This window comes from Streptomyces kanamyceticus (genome assembly GCF_008704495.1).
Lineage (GTDB): Bacteria > Actinomycetota > Actinomycetes > Streptomycetales > Streptomycetaceae > Streptomyces > Streptomyces kanamyceticus.
On record NZ_CP023699.1, the window covers coordinates 2532603 to 2553590 of the forward strand.

At 70.9% G+C, this 20988-nt stretch carries 15 protein-coding genes; 2 read left to right on the forward strand and 13 right to left on the reverse strand.

Going from position 1 to position 20988, the window contains the following annotated elements:
• Positions 1-63: 63 nt before the first annotated feature.
• On the reverse strand, positions 64-1200 hold the full coding sequence (locus tag CP970_RS09945; RefSeq protein WP_055553017.1) for a hypothetical protein: 1137 nt from the start codon (positions 1198-1200) through the stop codon (positions 64-66).
• Between the two features lie 111 nt (positions 1201-1311).
• Between CP970_RS09945 and CP970_RS09950 the strand changes: the two genes are divergently transcribed.
• Positions 1312-1725, forward strand: a complete 414-nt coding sequence (locus CP970_RS09950; protein ID WP_055553019.1) for a PIN domain-containing protein — start codon at positions 1312-1314, stop codon at positions 1723-1725.
• Here the strand turns inward: CP970_RS09950 and CP970_RS09955 are convergent.
• From CP970_RS09955 to CP970_RS09985, 7 genes are all read right to left on the reverse strand, one after another.
• Entirely contained in the window at positions 1692-3191 is a 1500-nt protein-coding gene (locus tag CP970_RS09955; protein ID WP_055553021.1) for an ArnT family glycosyltransferase, read from the reverse strand. The two genes, CP970_RS09950 and CP970_RS09955, sit on opposite strands and share 34 nt — an antisense overlap.
• A gap of 84 nt (positions 3192-3275) precedes the next feature.
• Positions 3276-4802 carry an amino acid permease gene (locus tag CP970_RS09960; protein ID WP_055553022.1) on the reverse strand — a complete coding sequence of 509 codons (1527 nt, stop codon included), beginning with the start codon at positions 4800-4802 and terminating at the stop codon, positions 3276-3278.
• 114 nt (positions 4803-4916) lie between these two features.
• Positions 4917-6848 carry a 1-deoxy-D-xylulose-5-phosphate synthase gene (gene dxs / locus CP970_RS09965; RefSeq protein WP_055553024.1) on the reverse strand — a complete coding sequence of 644 codons (1932 nt, stop codon included), beginning with the start codon at positions 6846-6848 and terminating at the stop codon, positions 4917-4919.
• 295 nt (positions 6849-7143) lie between these two features.
• On the reverse strand, positions 7144-8445 hold the full coding sequence (locus CP970_RS09970) for a sugar ABC transporter permease (RefSeq protein WP_055553025.1): 1302 nt from the start codon (positions 8443-8445) through the stop codon (positions 7144-7146).
• Positions 8442-9242, reverse strand: a complete 801-nt coding sequence (locus tag CP970_RS09975) for an ATP-binding cassette domain-containing protein (RefSeq protein ID WP_079043853.1) — start codon at positions 9240-9242, stop codon at positions 8442-8444. The genes CP970_RS09970 and CP970_RS09975 overlap by 4 nt, the downstream gene beginning before the upstream one ends.
• 189 nt (positions 9243-9431) lie before the next feature.
• A complete protein-coding gene (locus CP970_RS09980) occupies positions 9432-10529 on the reverse strand; it encodes a substrate-binding domain-containing protein (protein WP_055553027.1) in 1098 nt (365 codons plus the stop codon).
• 122 nt (positions 10530-10651) lie between these two features.
• On the reverse strand, positions 10652-11851 hold the full coding sequence (locus CP970_RS09985; RefSeq protein ID WP_055553029.1) for an ROK family transcriptional regulator: 1200 nt from the start codon (positions 11849-11851) through the stop codon (positions 10652-10654).
• Positions 11852-12246: 395 nt separating this feature from the next.
• Here CP970_RS09985 and CP970_RS44885 point away from each other — a divergent pair, with 395 nt between their 5' ends.
• Positions 12247-13881 (forward strand): serine/threonine-protein kinase, encoded by a 1635-nt coding sequence (locus tag CP970_RS44885; protein WP_055553030.1) that lies wholly within the window; start codon positions 12247-12249, stop codon positions 13879-13881.
• Between the two features lie 41 nt (positions 13882-13922).
• On the opposite strand, the gene CP970_RS09995 is transcribed toward CP970_RS44885, so the two are convergent.
• Genes CP970_RS09995 through CP970_RS10015 form a run of 5 tightly spaced genes read right to left on the reverse strand, consistent with a single transcriptional unit; the run spans position 13923 to position 20906 of the window.
• Positions 13923-17234 carry a CHAT domain-containing protein gene (locus CP970_RS09995; protein ID WP_055553031.1) on the reverse strand — a complete coding sequence of 1104 codons (3312 nt, stop codon included), beginning with the start codon at positions 17232-17234 and terminating at the stop codon, positions 13923-13925.
• Between the two features lie 22 nt (positions 17235-17256).
• Positions 17257-17727, reverse strand: coding sequence for a hypothetical protein (locus CP970_RS10000; RefSeq protein WP_150493203.1), 471 nt, complete (start codon positions 17725-17727; stop codon positions 17257-17259).
• Positions 17728-17763: 36 nt separating this feature from the next.
• On the reverse strand, positions 17764-18645 hold the full coding sequence (locus tag CP970_RS10005) for a carbohydrate ABC transporter permease (RefSeq protein WP_055553033.1): 882 nt from the start codon (positions 18643-18645) through the stop codon (positions 17764-17766).
• Positions 18645-19592: a carbohydrate ABC transporter permease gene (locus CP970_RS10010; protein WP_191094896.1), complete on the reverse strand. Its 948-nt coding sequence runs from the start codon at positions 19590-19592 to the stop codon at positions 18645-18647. Before CP970_RS10010 ends, CP970_RS10005 begins: the two co-directional genes overlap by 1 nt.
• A 51-nt stretch (positions 19593-19643) precedes the next feature.
• Positions 19644-20906: an extracellular solute-binding protein gene (locus CP970_RS10015; protein ID WP_224058343.1), complete on the reverse strand. Its 1263-nt coding sequence runs from the start codon at positions 20904-20906 to the stop codon at positions 19644-19646.
• Positions 20907-20988 lie beyond the last annotated feature (82 nt).

Sequence of the window (20988 nt, forward strand, 5' to 3'; positions counted from 1 at the left end):
CGAGACATCAGCACGGCGGGGCCGTACGGGATCAACTCCCGTACGGCCCCGCTGTCATGAGAGTCAGACCCGGACCCACGCCCCGAGCGCGAGCCCCGGCTCTGCCTTCTGCCGCGCGACGCGCAGCGTGCCGTCCAGGCCGATCGCGGCGATGACGATCCTGCCGTGCGCGTCGAGCGCCAACGCCGGTGGGCCCAGGCACGGTTCGCCGGTCTCCGCCCACCACAGGCCCGCGTCCTCGTCCTCCGTGGGGAACGCCGCGATGGCGGGGCGGCCCGAGCGGGAGCGGTGGGCGAGGACCGTGCAGTCGTGGCCGTCGACGGTGGCGCGCAGGGCGGCCGTGGGGCCCGTGTCCGGTTCGCCGCCGAGCGGTACTGCGGGGCCGCCCGACGCGGGGCGGTGGGCGAGGACGCCCTTGCCGAGGGCGTCGACCGCGTAGTACGTGAGCCGGTCCTCGCCGGTCTCCAGGGCGGTGCCCGAGCCGGGTGCGGTGGTCAGCGGGATGTCGTCGGCGCGCTGCGGCTGGCTGCCGCGCTTGTCCTGGGCCCAGTGCTCCGTGACATCGGCGGTGGGCGCGAAGACCTCGATGCGGCCCGTCGACGTGACGATCGCGGCGATGCCGTCGAGGGCCTCGCTGGACTTGAGGTCCTTCCAGCCCTCCCACTTGCCGGTCTTGTCCTCGCGGCGCAGCCGGACGCTGCGCACCCCGTCGCGTACGAAGACGTGGACCGTGCCCGCCGTGTCCACCGCGACGGCGGGGTCGCCCAGGTGCGGGGCGCGCTCGACCATCTTGGTGTGCGGGTTGCCCGCCGACCGCCAGTCCATGAGCGGGCGCCCCGACTGGTACTGGACGGTGTGCATGAGGTCGACGAGCTTCTTGCCTTCGCCGTCGCGCCGCTCGCGCCTGCCGATGAAGTGGACGTATCCGTCGGCGCCCTGCGCGAGCGTGAGGTACGTCAGGTCCGGCACCTCGAAGAAGTCGGGCCCCGACCAGTCGGGGCCGCCGGGGCGCTCCTGTGTCCAGCGCAGGACTCCCCCGTCGGTGCGGGCGTACGCGGAAAGCCTGTCGTCCTTGCCCCGGAGCAGCCAGCGGCCGGTGTCCGGCGGGCCCGCGGCCACGCGTGCGGCGGCCGCCCCGGGTTGCGTGGCGGAGGGTCTGGCGGGCTGCCGCTCGGGCTTGCGGGCGGACCTCGACGGCATGACTCGGTGCCAACCTTTCACGTTCACCAGCTCACAGCGTTGGCCTATTAGTCTACGTTTGCCGCAATCGAATCCGCCCACGGGCACCGCCCCGTGTGCCACCCTGGCGCCATGAGCACGCCGGACACCCTTCTCGTCGTCGACGCGGCGAACGTCGTCGGCTCCGTCCCCGACGGCTGGTGGCGCGATCGCCGCGGGGCGGCGGAGCGGCTCAGGGACCGGCTCGTCGGGTACGCCGCCGAGGGGCTGCCGGATCATCCGGGACCACTGGACGTCGTCCTCGTCGTGGAGGGCGCGGCACGCGGCGTGGCGTCCGTGCCCGGCGTGCGGGTCGTCTCCGCGCCGGGCAGCGGCGACGACCGCATCGTGGAACTGGCGGCGGAGGCGGCGGACAGGCCCTGCCTGGTCGTCACGGCCGACCGCGAATTGCGGCGCAGGGTCGGCGAGTGCGGCGCCCGGTGTCTGGGGCCGCGCACCGTGCACGGCCCGGGTCAGACCCCTGGGCCGCCGCCGGGCCGCACGTAGAGGACCGCGCCGTCGACCGTGAGCAGCGGCCGGTAGCCGGTCGCGAGGATCCGGCGCAGCGACGGCACCCGGTGCGGCGCGTACGGCTCGCCCCGGGAGTCGTCGACGACGAGCGTCGGCGGGTGCCGTCTCAACTCCTCGCGGAAGACCGGCCACGAGCCCGCCACGCCGTACTTCTCGCCCACCTGGGGGCCGTTCCTGCCGCCGCTGTAGTTGGTGAGCAGCCCGGCCGTGAGGTAGCGGCTGGCGGGGGCGCGGTCGGCGAGCCAGTACGCCTCGGGGTGCATCCCCCAGAACAGCACCCGGTCCCGCGGACCCGAATGCGCCCTGACCGTCTCCGCGAGGCGCGTGGCGTGCGCCAGTTCGGGGCGCGGCGCGAGCAGCCCCCAGGCCAGGAACACCGCACACCCGCACCCCGAGGCGACGATCGCCCGCAGCGTCCGCTCGCGCGGCAGGATCTGCAGCGCCGCCGCGCCCAACAGAGCCAGCGGCGGCATGAGTTGGAGGTAGTAGTGGCCGAAGAAGTGGAAGCCGAGCAGCACCGCGGCGACCGCCGATGCGAGCCAGAGCCAGAGGTCCGTCGAGCCGGTGCGGGCGATGCGCAGGACGCGTACGACCGGTGGGACGATGCCCGCGCAGGCCGCCGCGAGGATCGCCGCGTTGCCCAACCCGCGCCCCAGGACGTGGAGTTCGGAGCCCGTGAAGGAGGCGTACGCGCCCGAGCCCGTCACCGTCCAGAACAGGAAGCCCGCCGGGGTCGTCAGGACGGCCGCGGCGACGACCGGGCCGCACAGGCCCGCGGCCAGGCGCAGCACGTCCCCGCGCGGCGCCCCGTCCCGCCACAGCAGCCAGGCGACCGGGAGCAGGACCGCTCCCCCGGTCTGCTTGGCGAGGAAGGCGCAGGCCACCGCAGCGCCCGCGGCGCCCCAGCCGCGCCGGTCCGCGCACCACATGGCGGCGGCCGTGCAGGGCAGCGTGAAGACCTCGAAGGTGGCCGCCTGCGCGTCCTCGGGGTTGAGGCCGATGGAGATCAGGAGGTAGAGGACGCCCGCCGTGCGGCCCGCGCGGTCTCCCCAGCGGCGCCGGGCGATCGAGGCGAGGAGCACCGCCGTCAGGAGCTGGGCGGCGACCGCGAGGGCCTTCAGCGGGAGCAGCGAGTCGTCACCGAAGAGCGCGAAGGCGCCCGCGTACAGCCAGGGGACGAGCGGTGGCTTGCGGTCGACGACCGTCTCGTAGAGCGTGCCGCCGTCGGCGAGCAGCCGCGCCTGGACGGCGAGGTAGCCCTCGTCGGGGTTCCACAGGGGCCACCGGAAGGAGGGCGCCCGGGTCACGCACGCCAGCGCGGCCAGGAGCGGGAACAGCCGTGTCCAGTACGGGTCGCGGTGGTCGGGGGCGTACTCCTTGCGCGGGCCCGGCACCCGGGTGGCGCGTACGGAGCGTAGCGAGGCGGAGGGCGCGGCGAGCATACGACGCACGCTATCCGGCCCCGCAGTCCCCATCGGAACGGGACATACGGGGCCGGGGAAGAAGCCTTGCCGAAAGGCCGATGACTACGGTGCGTCGCTGGCGTGTGCGTCCCTCGCGTGCAGGCGGCTGTGCGAACGCCCGTACGCGAAGTAGATGACGACGCCGAGCACCATCCAGACGCCGAACCGCAGCCAGGTCTCCGCGGGCAGGTTGAGCATCAGCCACAGCGAGGCGAGGACCGAGAGGATCGGCACGTAGGGCACTAGCGGGGTGCGGAAGGAGCGCGGCAGGTCGGGGCGCTGCTTGCGGAGCACGATGACGCCGAGGGCGACCACGACGAAGGCGAACAGCGTGCCGATGTTGACCAGTTCGGCGAGTTCGTCGATGGAGGTGAAGCCCGCGACGACCGCCACGATCCCGCCGAGCAGGACCGTCGAGCGGTACGGCGTGCCGAACGTCGGGTGGACCTTGGAGAAGGTCAGCGGAAGGAGTCCGTCACGGCTCATCGCGAAGAAGACCCGGGTCTGGCCGAGCAGCAGGATCATGCAGACCGAGGTGAGACCGACGGCCGCGCCGAAGCTGATCAGGCCCGCCCAGAAGGGATGGCCGACCGCCTTGAAGGCGTCCGCGAGCGGCGCGTCCGTGGAGAGTTCGCTGTACTTCTGCATGCCGGTGACGACGATGGAGACCGCGACGTACAGGATCGTGCAGATGAGCAGCGAGCCGATGATGCCCCGGGGCACGTCGCGCTGGGGGTTGTGGGTCTCCTCCGCGGCGGTCGCGACGATGTCGAAGCCGATGAACGCGAAGAAGACGACGGCCGCCGCGGTGAAGATGCCCATCACGCCGAAGTGCGAGGGCGTGAAGCCGAACATCAGCTGCACCAGCGGCGCGGTGATGCCGCCGCCGCCCTCGGCGGGCTCGGACGGCGGGACGAACGGGTCGTAGTTGGCGCCGGTGATGAAGAAGGCGCCGACGATGATGACCAGGAGGACGACGGTGACCTTGACGGCGACGATGACGTTGGTGACCCGCGAGGACAGCTTCATGCCCGCGACCAGGATGCCGGTCAGGACGAGCACCAGGACGCAGGCGAGGAGGTCGAAGCCGAATTTCCCGTCGTGGGTGCCGCTCAGCGTCTGCGGCAGGTGCATGCCCGCGGTGTCCAGGAGCGAGCGCATGTACCCGGACCAGCCGACCGCGACCACCGCGCAGCCGAGCGCCAGCTCCAGGATCAGGTCCCAGCCGATGATCCAGGCGGGGAACTCCCCGAGCGAGGCGTACGAGAAGGTGTACGCGGACCCGGCCACCGGCACGGTCGAGGCGAACTCGGCGTAGCAGAGCGCCGCGAGCGCGCAGACGAGTCCGGCGACGACGAAGGCGAGGGCCACCGCGGGCCCCGCCGTCTCCTTGGCGATCTTTCCGGTCAGGACGAAGATGCCGGTACCGATGATGACGCCGACGCCGAAGACCGTGAGATCGAGGGCTGACAGCGACTTCTTGAGCGCGTGCTCCGGCTCCTCGGTGTCCCTGATGGACTGCTCGACGCTCTTCGTCCTGAAGAGGGTGTTGCTCACGGGCGTACCTCCCACGCTTGTCGTCCCCGACATGATCGAGAGGACGGGTACCCCGTAAGCCCCGGCGCGGGCCCATTCACGCGAATGGGCCGGTTCCACCACCCGTACAGGGTGCTGGAACCGGCCCTTCGGCGGTGCGCGTTGACGTCAGTCGCGGGCGGGCTCCACGGAGTCCACCGCCGCGGCGGTGCTCCGCTCGAAGCGACCGTCGAGCTTGGCGACGAGGCCGGTGACCTGACGCGCGATGTCCGGAGCCGTCAGGCCGATCTCGGCCAGGATCTCCTTGCGCGAGGCGTGGTCGAGGAAGCGCGGCGGGATGCCGAAGTCCCGCAGCGGCACGTCGACGCCCGCGTCGCGCAGGGCCTGCGCGATCGCCGAACCGACGCCGCCCGCACGGGAGTTGTCCTCGACGGTGACCACTACGCGGTGCTGCTCGGCGAGCGGCGCCATCGCCTCGTCGACCGGCTTGACCCAGCGCGGGTCCACGACGGTCGTGGTGATGCCCTGCTTGTCGAGCAGGTCCGCGATCTCCAGGCACATGGGGGCGAGCGCGCCGACGGAGACCAGCAGGACGTCCGCCTTGTTGGTGCCCGCCTTGCGCAGCACGTCCATGCCGCCGACCGTGCCGACGGCCTTGACGGCGGGGCCGACCGCGCCCTTGGAGTAGCGCACGACGGTCGGGGCGTCGTCCACCTCGACGGCCTCGCGCAGCTGGAGGCGGACCTGGTCGGCGTCGCGCGGGGCGGCGATCCTGAGGGTCGGCACGCACTGCAGGATCGACATGTCCCACATGCCGTTGTGCGAGGCGCCGTCGGTGCCGGTGACACCGGCCCGGTCCAGGACGAAGGTGACGCCGCACTTGTGCAGGGCCACGTCCATCAGGAGCTGGTCGAAGGCGCGGTTCAGGAACGTCGCGTAGACGGCGAAGACGGGGTGCAGGCCGCCGCTGGCGAGGCCCGCGGCCGACACGGCGGCGTGCTGCTCTGCGATGCCCACGTCGTAGACCCGGTCGGGGAACGCCTTGGAGAACTTCTCCAGGCCGACCGGCTGGAGCATGGCGGCCGTGATGGCGACGATGTCCTCGCGCTCGCGGCCGAGCTTGACCATCTCCTCGCCGAAGACCGACGTCCAGTCCATGCCGCCCGCCGCGATCGGCAGACCCGTGTCGGGGTGGATCGGGCCGATGCCGTGGAAGTGGTCGGCCTCGTCCTCCTCGGCGGGCTTGTAGCCGCGGCCCTTCTCGGTGAGGCAGTGCACGATGACCGGGCCGCCGAAGCGCTTGGCGCGCTGCAGGGCGGACTCCAGGGCCTCCATGTCGTGGCCGTCGATCGGGCCGACGTACTTGAGCCCCAGGTCCTCGAACATGCCCTGCGGGGCGATGAAGTCCTTGAGGCCCTTCTTGGCTCCGTGCAGGGTCTCGTAGAGCGGCTTGCCGACGACCGGCGTGCGCTCCAGGAGGTCCTTCCCACGGGCCAGGAACCGCTCGTACCCGTCGGTCGTGCGCAGGGTCGCCAGGTGGTTGGCGAGCCCGCCGATCGTGGGGGCGTAGGAGCGCTCGTTGTCGTTGACGACGATGACGAGCGGGCGGTCCTTGGCGGCGGCGATGTTGTTCAGCGCCTCCCAGGCCATGCCGCCGGTCAGCGCGCCGTCACCGATGACGGCGACGACGTGGTCGTCCTTGCCGCGCACCTCATTGGCCTTGGCCAGGCCGTCGGCCCAGCCGAGGACCGTGGAGGCGTGGCTGTTCTCGATCACGTCGTGATCGGACTCGGCGCGCGAGGGGTAGCCGGACAGGCCGCCCTTGCTGCGCAGCTTGCCGAAGTCCTGGCGGCCGGTGAGCAGCTTGTGCACGTAGCTCTGGTGGCCGGTGTCGAAGAGGACCTTGTCCTGGGGCGACTCGAAGACGCGGTGCAGGGCGATGGTGAGCTCGACCACGCCGAGGTTGGGGCCGAGGTGGCCGCCGGTCTTGGAGACTGCGTCGACGAGGAAGGCCCGGATCTCTCCGGCCAGCTGGTCCAGCTCCTCGGCGCTGAGCCGGTCCAGATCGCGCGGTCCCGTGATGCGGGTCAGCAGCGGCACCCGTGCCTCCTTGCAGTAGAGCTGAGATGTGCTGTTCGAGCGTTGCCGGGTCTGTCGAGTCTAATGTTCCGCGACTGACAACCGCGTCCGGGAGGCGTTTTCCCGGTCACACGAACAGACGCACGGGGCGAGGAACAGGTGTTCCTCGCCCCGTGCGTCCGCGGCGCTCACGTCGCTCCTGGGGCTCCGCCCCAGACCCCGCTCCTCAAACGCCGGAGGGGCTGGAATTCAGGCCCCGTAAGGGGCGCGGGGAACTGCGCGACCAGCCACAACGGGCCTGCGGACGACGAACTGCCTACGCTCGCCCAGCAGACTTCTGCGTACGCCGAGAGACGGAGTCGATGACCACCGCCGCGAGGAGAACCGCACCGGTGATCATGTACTGAATCTCACTCGCCATCCCGAGCAGGTTCAGCCCCTGCTGAATCGACTGGATCACGAGCATGCCGAGGAGCGCGGACCACACCTTCCCGCGCCCGCCGAAGAGGCTCGTGCCGCCGATGACCGCCGCGGCGATCACCATCATGAGCGTGTTGCCGCCGCCCAGGCTCTTCGTCGCGCCACCGGACAGGCTCGCGATGAACAGTCCGCCGAAGGCCGCGAGCATCCCGGAGATCGCGAAGACGGTGATCCGGACCCGGTCCACGTTGATGCCCGCGCGCCGCGCGGCCTCCGCGTTGCCGCCGACCGCGAAGACCTGGCGGCCGAAGGTGGTGCGCCGGGCCACGAAGTCCGCGACGACCAGGACGGCGAGGAAGAGCACCAGGGCGAGCGGCAGGCCGCGGGCGCCCTCGGGCTCGTTCAGCTCGTAGGCCGCGCCGCCCGCGAGGACGGCGACGACGACCGTGCGAAGCACGATCTCGCTGACCGGCCGCGCGGGCAGCCCCGCGGTCTTGCGGCGGCGGCTGTCCAGGAGCAGCGACCCGGCGTACGCGACGATGGCGACGGCGGCGAGACCGTACGCGGCGCCCTTCTCCGCGAAGAAGTGCCCGGTGAGGTCCTCGACGACACTGCCCTCGGGCGTGTTGATGCTGCCCTCGCTGCCCATCAGCCAGATCTGCAGACCGCTCCAGCCGAGGAAGCCCGCGAGGGTGACCACGAAGGCGGGCACGCCTATCTTGGCGAAGAAGAAGCCGTGGGCGGCGCCGATGACCAGGCCCGACGCGATGGCGATGAACACCGCGAGCCAGTCGTTGAGGCCGTGCGTGACGCTCAGCACGGCCCAGACCGCCGCGCCCATGCCCGCCACCGAGCCGACCGAGAGGTCGATCTCGCCGAGCAGCAGGACGAAGACGATGCCGACGGCCATGATGCCGAGGCCGGAGGTGAAGACCGCGATGTTCGCGAGGCTGCTCGCGTCCAGGAAGTGGTCGTTCTTCAGCTGGAAGATGATCGCGATGACGATCAGGCCGATGACGACGGGCAGCGAGCCGAGCTCACCGCCGCGCATCTTGCGCTTGAACTCGGTCCAGTATCCGGCCAGGCCCTCCTCGCGGATGAGCAGGCGCGGGTCGACCGCGGGCACGGGCGCCGCCGAGGCGTCGGCCGCGTCGGGCGCGTCGGTGGCGGGCTTCGGGGTCTTGGCGAGATCGCTCACTTCGCGTCCTCCTTCGTCACCGTGGTCGTACGCGCCCTGCGGCGGGTGACGGCGTTGTCCGTGGCGCCGGTGATGGCGGCGATGATCTCTTCGTTGCTGGTGTCGGCGACGGAGAAGGTGCCGTTGTTGCGGCCGAGCCGCAGCACCGCGACCTTGTCCGCGACGGCCTTCACGTCGGCCATGTTGTGGCTGATGAGGATCACTCCGTGGCCGCGCTCGCGCAGCCGCTCCACCAGGTCGAGGACCTGGGCGGTCTGCTCGACGCCGAGGGCCGCGGTGGGCTCGTCGAGGATGACGACCTTGGGGTCGCCGACCAGGGCACGCGCGATGGCGACGACCTGGCGCTGACCGCCGGAGAGCGCCGCGACCGGGATGCGGACGCTGGGGATGCGGATGGAGAGGGTGTCCAGGAGCTCCCTGGCGCGCTTCTCCATCTTGATCTCGTCGAGGACGGAGGCGCTCTTCAGCTCGCTGCCGAGGAACAGGTTGGCGACGACGTCGAGGTTGTCGCAGAGGGCGAGGTCCTGGTAGACGGTGGCGACGCCGAGGTTCTGGGCGTCGTGCGGCCGTCCGATGCGGACGCTCCTGCCCTCCCACTCGATGGTGCCGTCGTCGATCGGGTGAACGCCCGAGATCGTCTTGACGAGGGTGGACTTTCCGGCGCCGTTGTCGCCGACGAGGGCGACCACCTCACCGGTGCGGATTTCGAGGTCTACGTCCGTGAGCGCCTGGACGGCGCCGAACCGCTTGGAGACCCCGCGCAACGCCAGCACGGGCGTAGCGGACACGTGAATCATCTCCTTCGCCGCCTGACCGGCGGGGATGGTGGTGCATCAAGGGCAGTGCCGCTTGAGCGGTCGCTTGAGCAGTCGCTGCAAGGGCGAGTCCGGTGCCCGCCCCCCGTTTGCGGGGCGGTGTACGGGGCGGGCACCGGACCGGTACTGGAGGAAGCCGTCTCGTACGAACGGCTTTACCGCAAGCGGGAGTTACTTGATACCCGCGGCGTCGCACGCCTTCTTGTACTGGGCCGTGCAGATCTCGCTGACCTTGTAGACCTTGTCCTTGACGATCGTGTCGGCGACGTCGTCCTTGGTGATCGCCTGGGCGTCGTACAGCTTGGCCGGGATGCCCTTGACGTCGCCGCTGAGCGAGTCGACCTTGCGGTCGGTGATGTCGTCGATGTCCTTGCCCTTGAGCAGGCGCACGGCGATCTCGGCGGTGGTCTGCGCCTCCGGCTTGATCTCCTTGTAGATCGTGTAGTCCTGGGTGCCGCTCAACAGGCGCTGCACGCCCGCGAGTTCGGCGTCCTGGCCACCGACGGGGACCTTGATGCCGCGCTGCTTGAGCGCGGTGATCACGCCGCCCGCCATGCCGTCGTTGGCGGCGTAGACGCCCTGGATGCCGTCCTTGCCGAGCTTGTCGATCGCGGAGGACATCTTGCGGTTCGCCTCGTCCGAGGACCACTCGGGGATGTCCTGCTCGTACGCGATCTTCTTGACGGCCTTGTCGAGGACCGAGTGGGCGCCCTTCTTGAAGAAGGGGGCGTTCGGGTCGGTCGGCGAGCCGTTGATCATGACGACGTTCGCGTCCTTGGCCTTGGCGCCGAGCGCCTTGACCATGGCCCCGCCCTGGAGGCGGCCGATCTTCTCGTTGTCGTACGACACGTAGGCGGACAGCGGGCCCTCGGCCAGACGGTCGTACGCGACGACCTTCACGCCCTGCTTGTCGGCCTGCTTGACCCACGACTTCGTCGACTTGTAGTCGACGGCGTCCAGGATGATGACCTTGATGCCCTGGGTGACGAGGGCGTCGAACTGCTTCTTCTGGGCCTCGATGTCTCCCGAGGCGTTGTTGTACTTGACGTCGCAGTCCGAGCAGAGTTCCTTGATCTTCGCCTCCATGATGGGGCGGTCGAAGGTCTCGTAACGCGTGGTCTTGTTCTCCGGGAGCAGCAGACCGATGGTCTTGCTGTCGCCGTCGCTGCCCTTGTCGTCGCCGTCTCCGGCCTTGCCGCAAGCGGTCATGGCCAGTGCCATCGAAACCGCTGCCGTGCCTATGACGACGCGACGCGTCATTGCGTTCATGGTGGGGTGCCTCCCTGACGAGGCCGCGTCGTTGCGGCCGAGGTGGCTCGAAGTCAACTCGGCCGCCACACCAGCGTCAAGGAGTAAATCCTTAACGAGATGACAACGGTGCCATGCGTTATCTAAGTGAAGGCAGGTGCACCCGCGGGGAGAGATCCGTCCAAAAGGGTCGAATCACCCATCTCGCTGAGTGCGAGCGCCAGCGCGCCGAGCACCTCGGCCCGGCCGCCAAGTGCCCCGGGAAGTACGGACAGTTGACGCGCCGCACTCGGGATCGCGTACCGCCCCACCGACTCCCTGATCGGCCCGAGCACCAGCTCACCGGCCTCCGCGAGGTCCCCGCCGAGCACGACACGGGAGGGGTTGAGGAGGTTGCAGAGATTGGCCACGCCGCTGCCGATGTGCCGCCCGACGTCCGCGATCACCCGGCGGCAGCCGGGGTCCCCGTCGCGCGCGAGAGAGACCACGCGCTCCATGGTCAGATCGGTGCCGTGGCTCGACTGCAGGAGCGGCAGGACGTACCGGGCCGCGGCGAAGGTCTCCAGGCAGCCGCGGTTGCCGCAGCGGCAGACGGGGCCCGACTCGTCGAGGGTGATGTGCCCGATCTCCCCCGCCGTGCCCCCGGGACCCCGGTAGATCCGGCCGCTGATCACCAGGCCAGCGCCGACACCGCTGGCGACCTTGATGTACGCCAGGTCCTTGACGCCCCGGCCGCTCCCCCAGACCAGCTCGCCGAGCGCGCCGAGGTTGGCGTCGTTGTCGACGTGCACCGGCACCCCGAGCCTGGACGCGAGCTCCTCGGCGGGCTTGGTGCCCGTCCAGCCCGGCAGGATCGACGTCGAGCCGAGCGTGCCGGACTCCACGTCGATGGGTCCCGGCACCCCGAGCCCCACGCCCGCGATCTTCGTACGGTCCACCCCTGTGACCGTGAGCAGCCTGCTGACCAGCTGCTCGGCCCGGTCGAAGCCCTGCGCGGCGGAGGCGTCCACGTCCAGCGGCTCGGACTCCTCCGCGAGCACCTGGTGGGCGAGGTTGCCGATCGCCACGCGCAGGTGCGTATGGCCGAAGTCGACGCCGATGACGATGCCCGCGTCACCGCTCAGCGAGACGCTGCGGGCCCGCCTGCCGCCCGCCGAGGTGGGCGTGACCTCGACCGTGCCGCCGTCCTTCAGCTCCCGGACGATGTTGGAGACCGTCGCCGCCGACAGGCCCGTCGTCCTCGCGATCTCCGCCTGCGTGAGCGATCCGGCGAGCCGCACCGCGCGGACGACCCGTTCGAGATTGGCCCGGTGCAGAGAGGACTGCGACCCCGGAGTCTCCATTGACTCTCACCCTTTGCCCTATTTCGGGCGACCCCGAAGCCACCCGTGACGCCGGCCTCGGAAATGAGCACCGGGCCATGTACAAGTTGTGAACTCCAAACTCTGCTGAAGGAGATGCCGCAGTCAAGTCCTTGACGGAGATCAGGCCTGCCCGATCTGGCCGCCCTCGGGGACCCGCGCACTGGACGGACCTGCTCCGCATGGCCGCTCCCGCGCCCGCTCGCCACCCGCGCCGTCACCCCCGTCGGCGCACTGGACACGGCGTGGCCGCGTGTAAGAGGTGTCGGCACGGCGAGCGGCCCCGCGGCCAGGGGCACCGGCCCCCTTGCCCGGGGCTCACGGGACACGAGACGCTGCTTGGTCCGTTGAACGGCTCTTGCGATCCGGGGGACACGGTGGAACGGCTGACGGCGAACGATCCGGCGGAGATCGGGCGTTACCGCTCGATCGCGGAGCTGGGCAGGGGCGGCATGGGGCGGGTCCTGCTGAGCAGCGCCCCCGACGGAGGCCTGGTCGCGCTGAAGCAGGTGCGCGCGCAGTTCGTCGAGGACGACGGCTTCCGGGCCCGGTTCCGCCGCGAGGTGGCGGCCTCCCGCAAGGTGTCGGGCGCGTACACGTCGGCGGTGCTCGACGCGGACGCGGACGCCGAAGAGCCGTGGCTGACCTCGGAGTTCGTGCCGGGCCCCTCGCTCCAGGAGGCCGTGACGGCCGTCGGCACGCTTCCTGAGGAAGCGGTTCTGCGCATGGCCGCCGGGCTCGCCGCCGCCCTGGTCGACATCCACCGGGCCGGGCTCGTGCACCGGGACCTGAAACCGTCCAACGTGCTGCTCACCGACGACGGGCCCCGCGTCATCGACTTCGGCATCGCCCGCGCCACCGACGGCGAGAGCGGCACCGAACTGACCCGGTCCGGCGGGCTCGTCGGCTCCCCCGGCTTCATGTCGCCCGAGCAGGCCCAGGGACAGCCCATAGGACCCGCGAGCGACGTGTTCTCGCTGGGGACGGTCCTGGTCATGGCGTGCACCGGCACGTGCCCGTTCACCGGGCCCTCGGTGCCGCAGACCCTGTACAACATCGTGTACGCCGAGCCCGACCTCGGCACGCTGCCCGCGAAGGTCAGGGCCCTGGTCGCCCGCTGCCTGGCCAAGGACCCCGCCGAGCGGCCGAGCCCCACCCAACTGCTCGACGACATCGGCCGGATCACGCGCCCCGCCCGCCCCTGGCCCACCGATGTGCACGAGCTGATCGCGGCGCAGCAGGCCGAGATCGCACGGCTCCAGGGGGAGTTGGCGCGGCGTACGCGGGAGGACGAGGAGCGTCGTACGCGGGAGGAGGCCGAGGACGACGGGGCGGCGGTCGTGATCGAGGCCCCGCCCACCACCCCGGAGCCCGAACCCGGTCCTGCCCGGCCCCGATTAGCCGTCCTAGCCGGGACCGCCCTCGCGGTCGCCGCGCTGACCGCCGCGGCCGTCATCGCCCTGGACCCCGGAGGCGGCGGCGACACCCGCACCGTCGAGAAGCCGCCCCGGGCGACCGCGACGGTCGAGCGGACGCCCGAGGAACCGAGCCCCGAGCCGAGCCCGGAGCCGACCACCGAGGCGCCGCCCGTCGAGGAGGCGACCGCGCCCGACACGGAACCATCGGCCGTCCGCGAGCCGTCCCGCGCGGCCCCGACGAGGATCGAGTCGCGGCCGAGCACCCGGCCGGCGGCGATCGCCGACTGCGGCGGACAGGCCCTGGACAGGCCCGCCGAGCTCCTTGTGGCCTGCGGCGACGGCGGTGCGGGACTCAAGAACCTGCGGTGGACGGGCTGGGGCACGCCCGTCGCCCGGGCCACCGGGGGCGGCTGGCAGCGGATCTGCTCGCCCAGCTGCGCGGAGGGCAGGGAGGCGCAGTACTCCGTGGCCGTGACCGTCTCCGGTCTGAACGGAGGGCGTTATACGACGATGCGGGTCACGGCACCGCAGTCACCGGGCGGCGCCGTCACGGACTACTCGCTCGACGCGTACGGACCGACGAGGAGGGGCTGAGGGCACGTCCCTTCTCTCACACCCCCCTCACACACCCCCTCTCACACTCCCCACGCCGTGAACGCCCCCCAGTGGACCGGCGAGGCGAAGGGGCACTCGTTCGGCGGCAGGCCGTCGGTGGCGTACCGCGTGCTCAGCTCCGCAAGATGCCGGTGCGAGGCCGCGTACCGCGCGAACTCGTCCCCGGTGAGGCGGCGCAGCCACCCGCGCGCACCGCGCAGCGCGGGCACCGGCCCGTGCCCCTCGGCGAGGAGTTCGTAGAAGCGCGTCATCAGGAACGCGGTCGCCAGGTCGTCCACCTGCCACAGGCTGGTCACCGCGCAGGCGGCGCCCGCCTGGAGGAAGGCGGCGGGGAGTCCGAGGAATTCGTCGGGGGTCTCGATGATGCCGTAGTGGCCCGACTGGCAGGCGCTGGCCACCGTCAGTCGGCAGAGCGGAAGTTGGTGCCGTACGAGGGTGTCCATGCCCAGCGGGCCGTCGGCGAGTGCCAGCGAGCCGCCCTGGCTGTCGGAGCCCGCGCTGCCGTGGCAGCTCAGATGGAGGTACGACGCGTCGGCGAGCCGGTCGAGCACCCAGCCCACGGTGGCCTCGTCGCCCACCGCGCGGCTGACCTCGCCGCGCGGCCCGAACAGGTCGACGATCTCGGCCAGTTCGCCGCGGCTGCCGGGCAGCGAGCCGTCGGGGTCGGTGACGGCCACCAGGCGCGGGACGGCCTGCGGCGGGCGCGCCGCCCTGGCGCGGGACGCGGCGTGGACCGCGGCGGACGGGGCGACGACCAGGGTCCCGATGTCGTCGACGACGCGGTCGGGACCGGGGCCGAGCGGCACGGCGTGCAGCGGGACGAGGCCGAGCAGGCCGGTCGGCACGACGACCGCTTCCTTGCGCGGCTCGTCCGCGAGGAGTTCGGCGACCGGGCGCAGCAGCGGCGCGAGGGCCGACAGCCGCTCCAGGGTGGCGGGAAACTCGCGGCGCCGCTTCAGCGCACCGGCCTGCTGTACGAGCCACAGCCCCGCGGACTCTTCCTCCAGGTCGACGATGAGGAGGTGCAGCAGGCTGACGCTGCTCACCTCGGGGACGTACACGGCCCGCACGACGGGTTCCGTGCCGGTGACCGCGAGGACGTAGCTGCCCCAGGGCGAGTTCACCAGATAGGCGAGCGGCACTCCTCCCGCGGCCTTGGCGATGTCCCGCAGTTCGGTGGTGCGCAGGAAGTCCTCGAAGCCGGGGATGGTCCGGATCTCCTCGACCACCGTGCGCAGGGAGCGTTCCGCGACGGCCTGTTCGCGTGCCGCCGGGGCGAGTCCTGCGGGCGTCATCGCGGACGGTTCGGTGATCGAGGCTCCGTAGCGGGCCTGCGCGTCGCGGTAGCGGCGGGCCAGGACGGGGTCGACGTGTGCGAGTTCCGCCAGGTCCGCCGCGCCCCGCCCCGCCACCACCGAGAGCTCGCAGGCGAGACCGCGTTCGATCGCCTCCACCGCGCGCTCGGGACGGCCCGCGCGGGCAAGCAGGAAGGCGGTCCAGCGGGCGAGCCTGTCCACCTGCACGAGCACGCCGCGGCGGCTCGCGACGGTGACCTGGGCGTCGTAGAGCGCGCCCACGGCGGTCAGCATGTCGGCGGCGATGTCGGCGGCCTCGTCCCAGCGTTCCGCTTCCGCGTAGGAGTTGACGAGTTCCCTGGCGATGTTCAGGTACAGCGAGGGCGCGAGGACGGGTGAGGTCGCGGCCAGGGCCGCGCCGCGCAGCCGGGTGCTCTCGGCACTGTCACGGCCTTCGAGCAGATCGCTCGCCTGGGCGAGCAGCCAGGTGACACGGCCGGTGTTGAGGAGTCCGGGGCGTGCCGTGGACAGGTCGTGCGCGGCGGTCGCGGCGGCCCGCGCGCCGTGGGCGTCCGGCGGGTCGCGGGTCAGCAGCAGGTCGGCCAGGTTGCACTGGGCCTGCGACCAGAGGGCGGGGTCGTCGCCGGGGGCGAGGTGGTGGAGCGCGTCGCGGTAACAGCGCTCCGCCTCGCGCAGGTCGTCGGGCTCCGCGCGGCGGTACAGAAGCACGCCGAGGTTGACCAGGGAGTAGGCCCAGTTGACGGTGGAGCGCTCCGGGGAGCGCTCTTCGAGACCGGCCCTGATGTGGTCGATGCCGAGGGTGAGGTCGGTGGCATCGCCGCCCGGCCGCTCCGACAGGTGCAGTCCGTAGTTGGTCTGGATCCTCGCCCAGAACTCGGGGTGTTCCCCGCGGTCCAGGCGGCTCGCGCGCGCCAGCAGGTCGCGGGCGGTCTCCCAGACCTCCAGGCGGTCGCCGTCGTCGCGCGAGTAGTGGGCGCTGGCGAGGTTGTTGGCGGTGCGCACCCACTCCAGGCTTCCCTCGGGCAGCCTGGCCAGTGCGTGTTCCAGCAGCCCGAACGCCTCGGACAGGTCGGCGTCGAGCCCGGCGTGCACGGCGCCCACCAGACGTTCGCCGAGCAGCTCCGCGAGCGAGGTCTCCGTCTCCTCCTCGCCGAGGTCGGCGGCGAGCGCGAGGCCCTCGCGCGCCGCGTCGATGCCCGCGAGCCCTTCGGCGGCGAAGGCCGACTCGTACAGCTCCGCCAGCCGCTCGCGCAGATCGCCGCCGAAGCGGCTCAGGGAGTCGAAGTAGCGACGCAGCGCCTCGCTCTGCGGCGTACGGCCGTCGCTCAGGTCTTCCAGGAGCTGCTGGCGTCGCCCGAGGATGTCGGCGAGCGGGGTGCCACGGGCCGCCCGCAACTCCTCACGCCCCGCGTCACGCACTGCCGTGTCACGCGTCAACTCGGGGTGTCTGCGCAGGAGTTCGGCGAGGTCGTCCGGCAAGCTGGTCAGCACGGCGTAGAGCAGCCCGTCCACCTCGGCGTCCTCGCGATCCCGCGCGAGGTACTGGAGGAACATCCCGTAGTTGTCGGCCACCGGCCGCCCCTGCGGCTCCACCTGCGCGCGGGCCGCCTCGGGGTCGGCCAGGTCCCGGTCGAGGTCGCGGGCCAGGACGACCGGGAGCAGCTTGCGGGGCAGCGGGATCGCCTGCCCGTCGAAGGCGCCCGCGCTGAAGGCCCCGGCCCGCTCGGCCTCCCCGAGGAGGGCAGCCCCGGACGGGCCCGGGTCACCCTGGAGCTCGGCGAAGGAGAGCCCGAGCAGCAGGGGTGCGGTCACACCCGGCCGCAGGATCAGGAGCGGCGCGTCGATGTCCGCCCGCGCCCGGCATCCGGGGCAGTCGGCCCAGGCGAGGCCCGGGCCCGCCGCCGCCAGGACGTCGGCGCGCTCGCGGGCGTCGACGACGCGCCACACGACGGCCGTGCACTCCCGGTCGCACTCCGCGCAGCGCCACGCGTACGACGCCCTTGCCGAGACCGCCATCCCGCTCCCTACCGGCCGCCGTCTACTGGCCCCCGCCGATCCGCGAGAGCAACGCCGTGAACACCCGCCCGAGGGCCGCGTCCTTCATGGCCTTCTTATGGATGGTCAGGCTCCACTTCCCGCGCGTGTCCCGCTTCACGAGCACCTCGGTCTGCAGGAGTACGACGACGAGCACAGGCACCCCGATCGTCACGAACAGGGACCGCTCCCCCGGCGACCGGGCGAAGTCGGCGGCCTCCTTCACCGTGCGCGCCATGTCCTCCCCCAGGGAGGCCGCGTACATCAGAGTGGTGCGCGCCAACTCCCCTTCGGACGCCACCGGTTGTGCGGGGCTCAGATACTCCGCGACATACCCGGCATCCAGCGTCTCGCCCAACTCCGCGTCGTCCCAGTCGTACCGACGAGCCGCGTCGAGGAGCCCCAGCTCCTCGACCACGGCCGCCAGCGCCTGGACGGCGGCCTCGTCGGACAGTCCCCGGACGTCCTGCGTCAACTGATCCTGATCCAACTGGCCCCGCCCCATCACGCGTTACTTCACCGACCCCGCCGTAAGCCCCGACACCACATGCCGCTCGATGAACGCGAACAGCACGATGACCGGAACGATAGCGACCACGGACGCGGCGAACAGGTAGTTCCACTGCACCGTGTAGTTGCCGATGAAGTTGTTGATGCCGACCGTCAGCGGCTGCTTGTCCGGCTGGGTGGTCAGGGTCAGGCCCATCACGAACTCGTTCCAGGACGTGATGAAGGTGAAGATCACGGCCGTCACCACGCCCGGCAGGGCCAGCGGCAGCGTCACCTTGATCATCGCGCCGAAGCGGCTCGTGCCGTCGACCATGGCGGCCTCTTCGAGCTCCGGGGGGATCGAGGAGATGTACGCCGTCAGGATCCACACCGCGAAGGCCAGGTTGAACGCCGCGTTGGTGAGGATCAGGGTCCAGACCGAGTTGAGCATGTCCAGCTGGTGGAACTCGCGGTAGAGACCGACCAGGAGGGCCGTCGGCTGGAACATCTGGGTGACCAGGACGAGCAGGAGGAAGAGCTTGCGGCCCCGGTAGCGCATGCGCGCCGTGTAGTACGCGGCGGGCAGCGAGACGAGGAGCACGAGCAGCGTGGCGCCGCCCGCCACCAGGAGCGTGACCTGGAGGTTCTGGCCGAGGTCGGACTCCTTCCACACGTCGATGAAGTTGGCCCACTCCAGGTTCTTGGGCAGGTACGTGCGGTCGCGCAGCTCCTCCTTGGGGCGCAGCGCGGTGACGATCATCTCCAGGTACGGCGCCAGGAAGATCGCCGCGAGGAGCCAGGCGAGGGCCGTGTAGACCAGGGTGCGGGGCCGGAACGTGCGCTTGGGCCGCTTCGGCCCGCCGTCCTTCCGGGGCGCGGGGCGGGTCGCCGTCGCGGTGGCCATCAGTCCTCCTCGTTCCACCGGCTGACCTTCAGGAAGATCAGCACGAGCACCACGACCATCAGGAAGTTGACGACCGACATGGCCGCGGACTCACCGATGTCGGTCTCCTTCAGCTTGTACATGAACACCATCGACGTGGAGGTGTCGTAGCCGGGCCCGCCCTGGGTCATGGCCCAGATGATCGGGAAGGAGTTGAAGACGTTGATGAGGTTGATGACGACGCCGACGAGGAAGGCGGGCCGCAGCATCGGCACGGTGATGTGGCGGTAGGTCTGCCAGGATCCCGCCCCGTCGATGCGCGACGCCTCGTAGACGTCCTGCGGGATGGTCTGGAGCCCGGCGAGCAGCGTGTACGTGGTGAACGGGAGCGAGACGAAGACCGCGACGGCCATCATCCAGGGCCAGGCGGTCTCCGCCTTGCCCAGCCAGTCCTTGGAGCTGTCGATCAGACCGAGGTCGAGCATCACGGTGTTGAGCACGCCCGCGGTCTGGTTGAGCATCCACTTGAAGCCGATGGACGTCATCAGGACGGAGGCCGCCCAGGGGGCGATGAGTGCCCAGCGGGCGACGCGGCGGCCGATGAAGCGCTGGTTGAACAGCTGGGCGAGGGCCAGCGAGAGCAGCATCGTCACGGTGACGACGACGACCGTCCACACCACGGTCCACATGAGGACGGACCCGAAGTCGCTCTCCTCGAAGAGCTTCTTGAACTTGTCGGTCCCGGCGCTGCCGCGCACCTTGCCGGCGATGGAGATGTTGAGGAACGAGGTACGGATCAGCTCGACGACGGGCCAGACGACCACGGCGAGGATCAGCAGGATGACGGGCGCGATCCAGGGCAGCGGGCCAAGCCTGGCTATGCCGCTGCGGCGGCTCACAGGCCTGGGTGCGCGCCCGCCCCGTCCCCGGCCGGCGTCGGCCGGGGACGGAGGGGCCTTCAGTGACACAAGGTCTCCTTGCGAACTGGGTGAACGTGGGGAACTACGCGGCGGGTACGGCTACTTGGCCTCGGCCTCCGCCGACTCCGCCTTCTTCTGGAGGTCGCCGAGGACCTGCTTCGGGTCGTCGGACACGGCCTTGCCGCCGGTCTTCTTGATCTCGGCGGAGACCAGGTCCCAGGTGGTCTCACCCAGCGGGTAGAACTTGGCGTTCGGCAGCACCTGGAAGAACGGCTCCAGGTCCTTGTGCTTGCCGCTGTCGCTCATCTGCTTCAGGGCGTCCTTGGTGACCGGCATGAGGTTGTACATCTCGTCGAACGCCAGCATCTTCTTGGAGTACGTGAAGTCCAGGAACTTCTTCACGCCCTCCTTCTCCGCGCCGCCGTCCTTGAACGCCATCATCCAGTCGGCCACGCCGAGGGTGCTGTCCAGCGGGCCCGTCTTGCCGGGGATGGGCGCGACGCCGTAGTCGACCTTGCCCTCCTTGGCCATCTGGATCAGGCTCGGGTGGCCGTTGAGCATGCCGACCTTGCCGGCCGCGAAGTCCGCGAAGGCCGTCTTGCGGTCGGTGGACGCGGGGTTGGCGTACGTGAGGCCGGGCTTGACCAGCTTGGTCTTCAGCCAGTCGAAGGTCTCGACGTTCTTCGCGCTGTCCAGCGTGTACTTGCCGTCCGCGTCGGTGAAGCCGCCGCCGTTGCCGAGCTCCCAGATCATCGACTCGCCCTGGGTCTCCTCGGGGCCGAGCGGCAGGGCGTAGGGCGTCTCCGCGGCCTTCTTGTCCTTGATCTTCTTGGCGTCCGCGGCGACTTCGTCCCAGGTCTTCGGCGGGTTCTTGATGCCCGCCTTCTTGAAGACCGCCTTGTTGTAGAACATCACGCGGCTGGAGGAGACCCACGGGATGCCGTACTGGGTGCCGTCGACCTCGCCCGCCTTGGCGAAGGACGGGATGAGGTTGTCACGGGTCTCGCGCGAGAGGACGTCGTCCGCCTTGTACAGCAGGTCGTCCGCGACCTTGTCGGCATAGCCGCCGGTCTGCAGCAGGTCGGGCTCGTTGCCCGCCTGGATCATGTTCTTCACGGACTTGTCGATCTCGTTCCAGTTGATGACCTGGACGTCGACCTTGTAGCCCTCGTTGGCCTTCTCGAATTCCTTCTTGACCTCGGCCCAGTACACCTTGGAGGCGTTGGAGGCCTTGTCGCCGTAGTCCGCGGCGACGAGCTTGATCGTCTTGCTGTCGCCGCTGTCGCTGTCGCCGCTGCAGGCGCTGAGTCCCATGGCCATGGCGAGCGTTGCCGCACCGGTGGCGATTATTCGATTCCTCATTGCTGACCAACCCTTTGACATCGGTGTCGACTTGAACGCGGGCGAACGCGCGCTCCCCGCGGCGGCGTGGCGCCGAGACTAC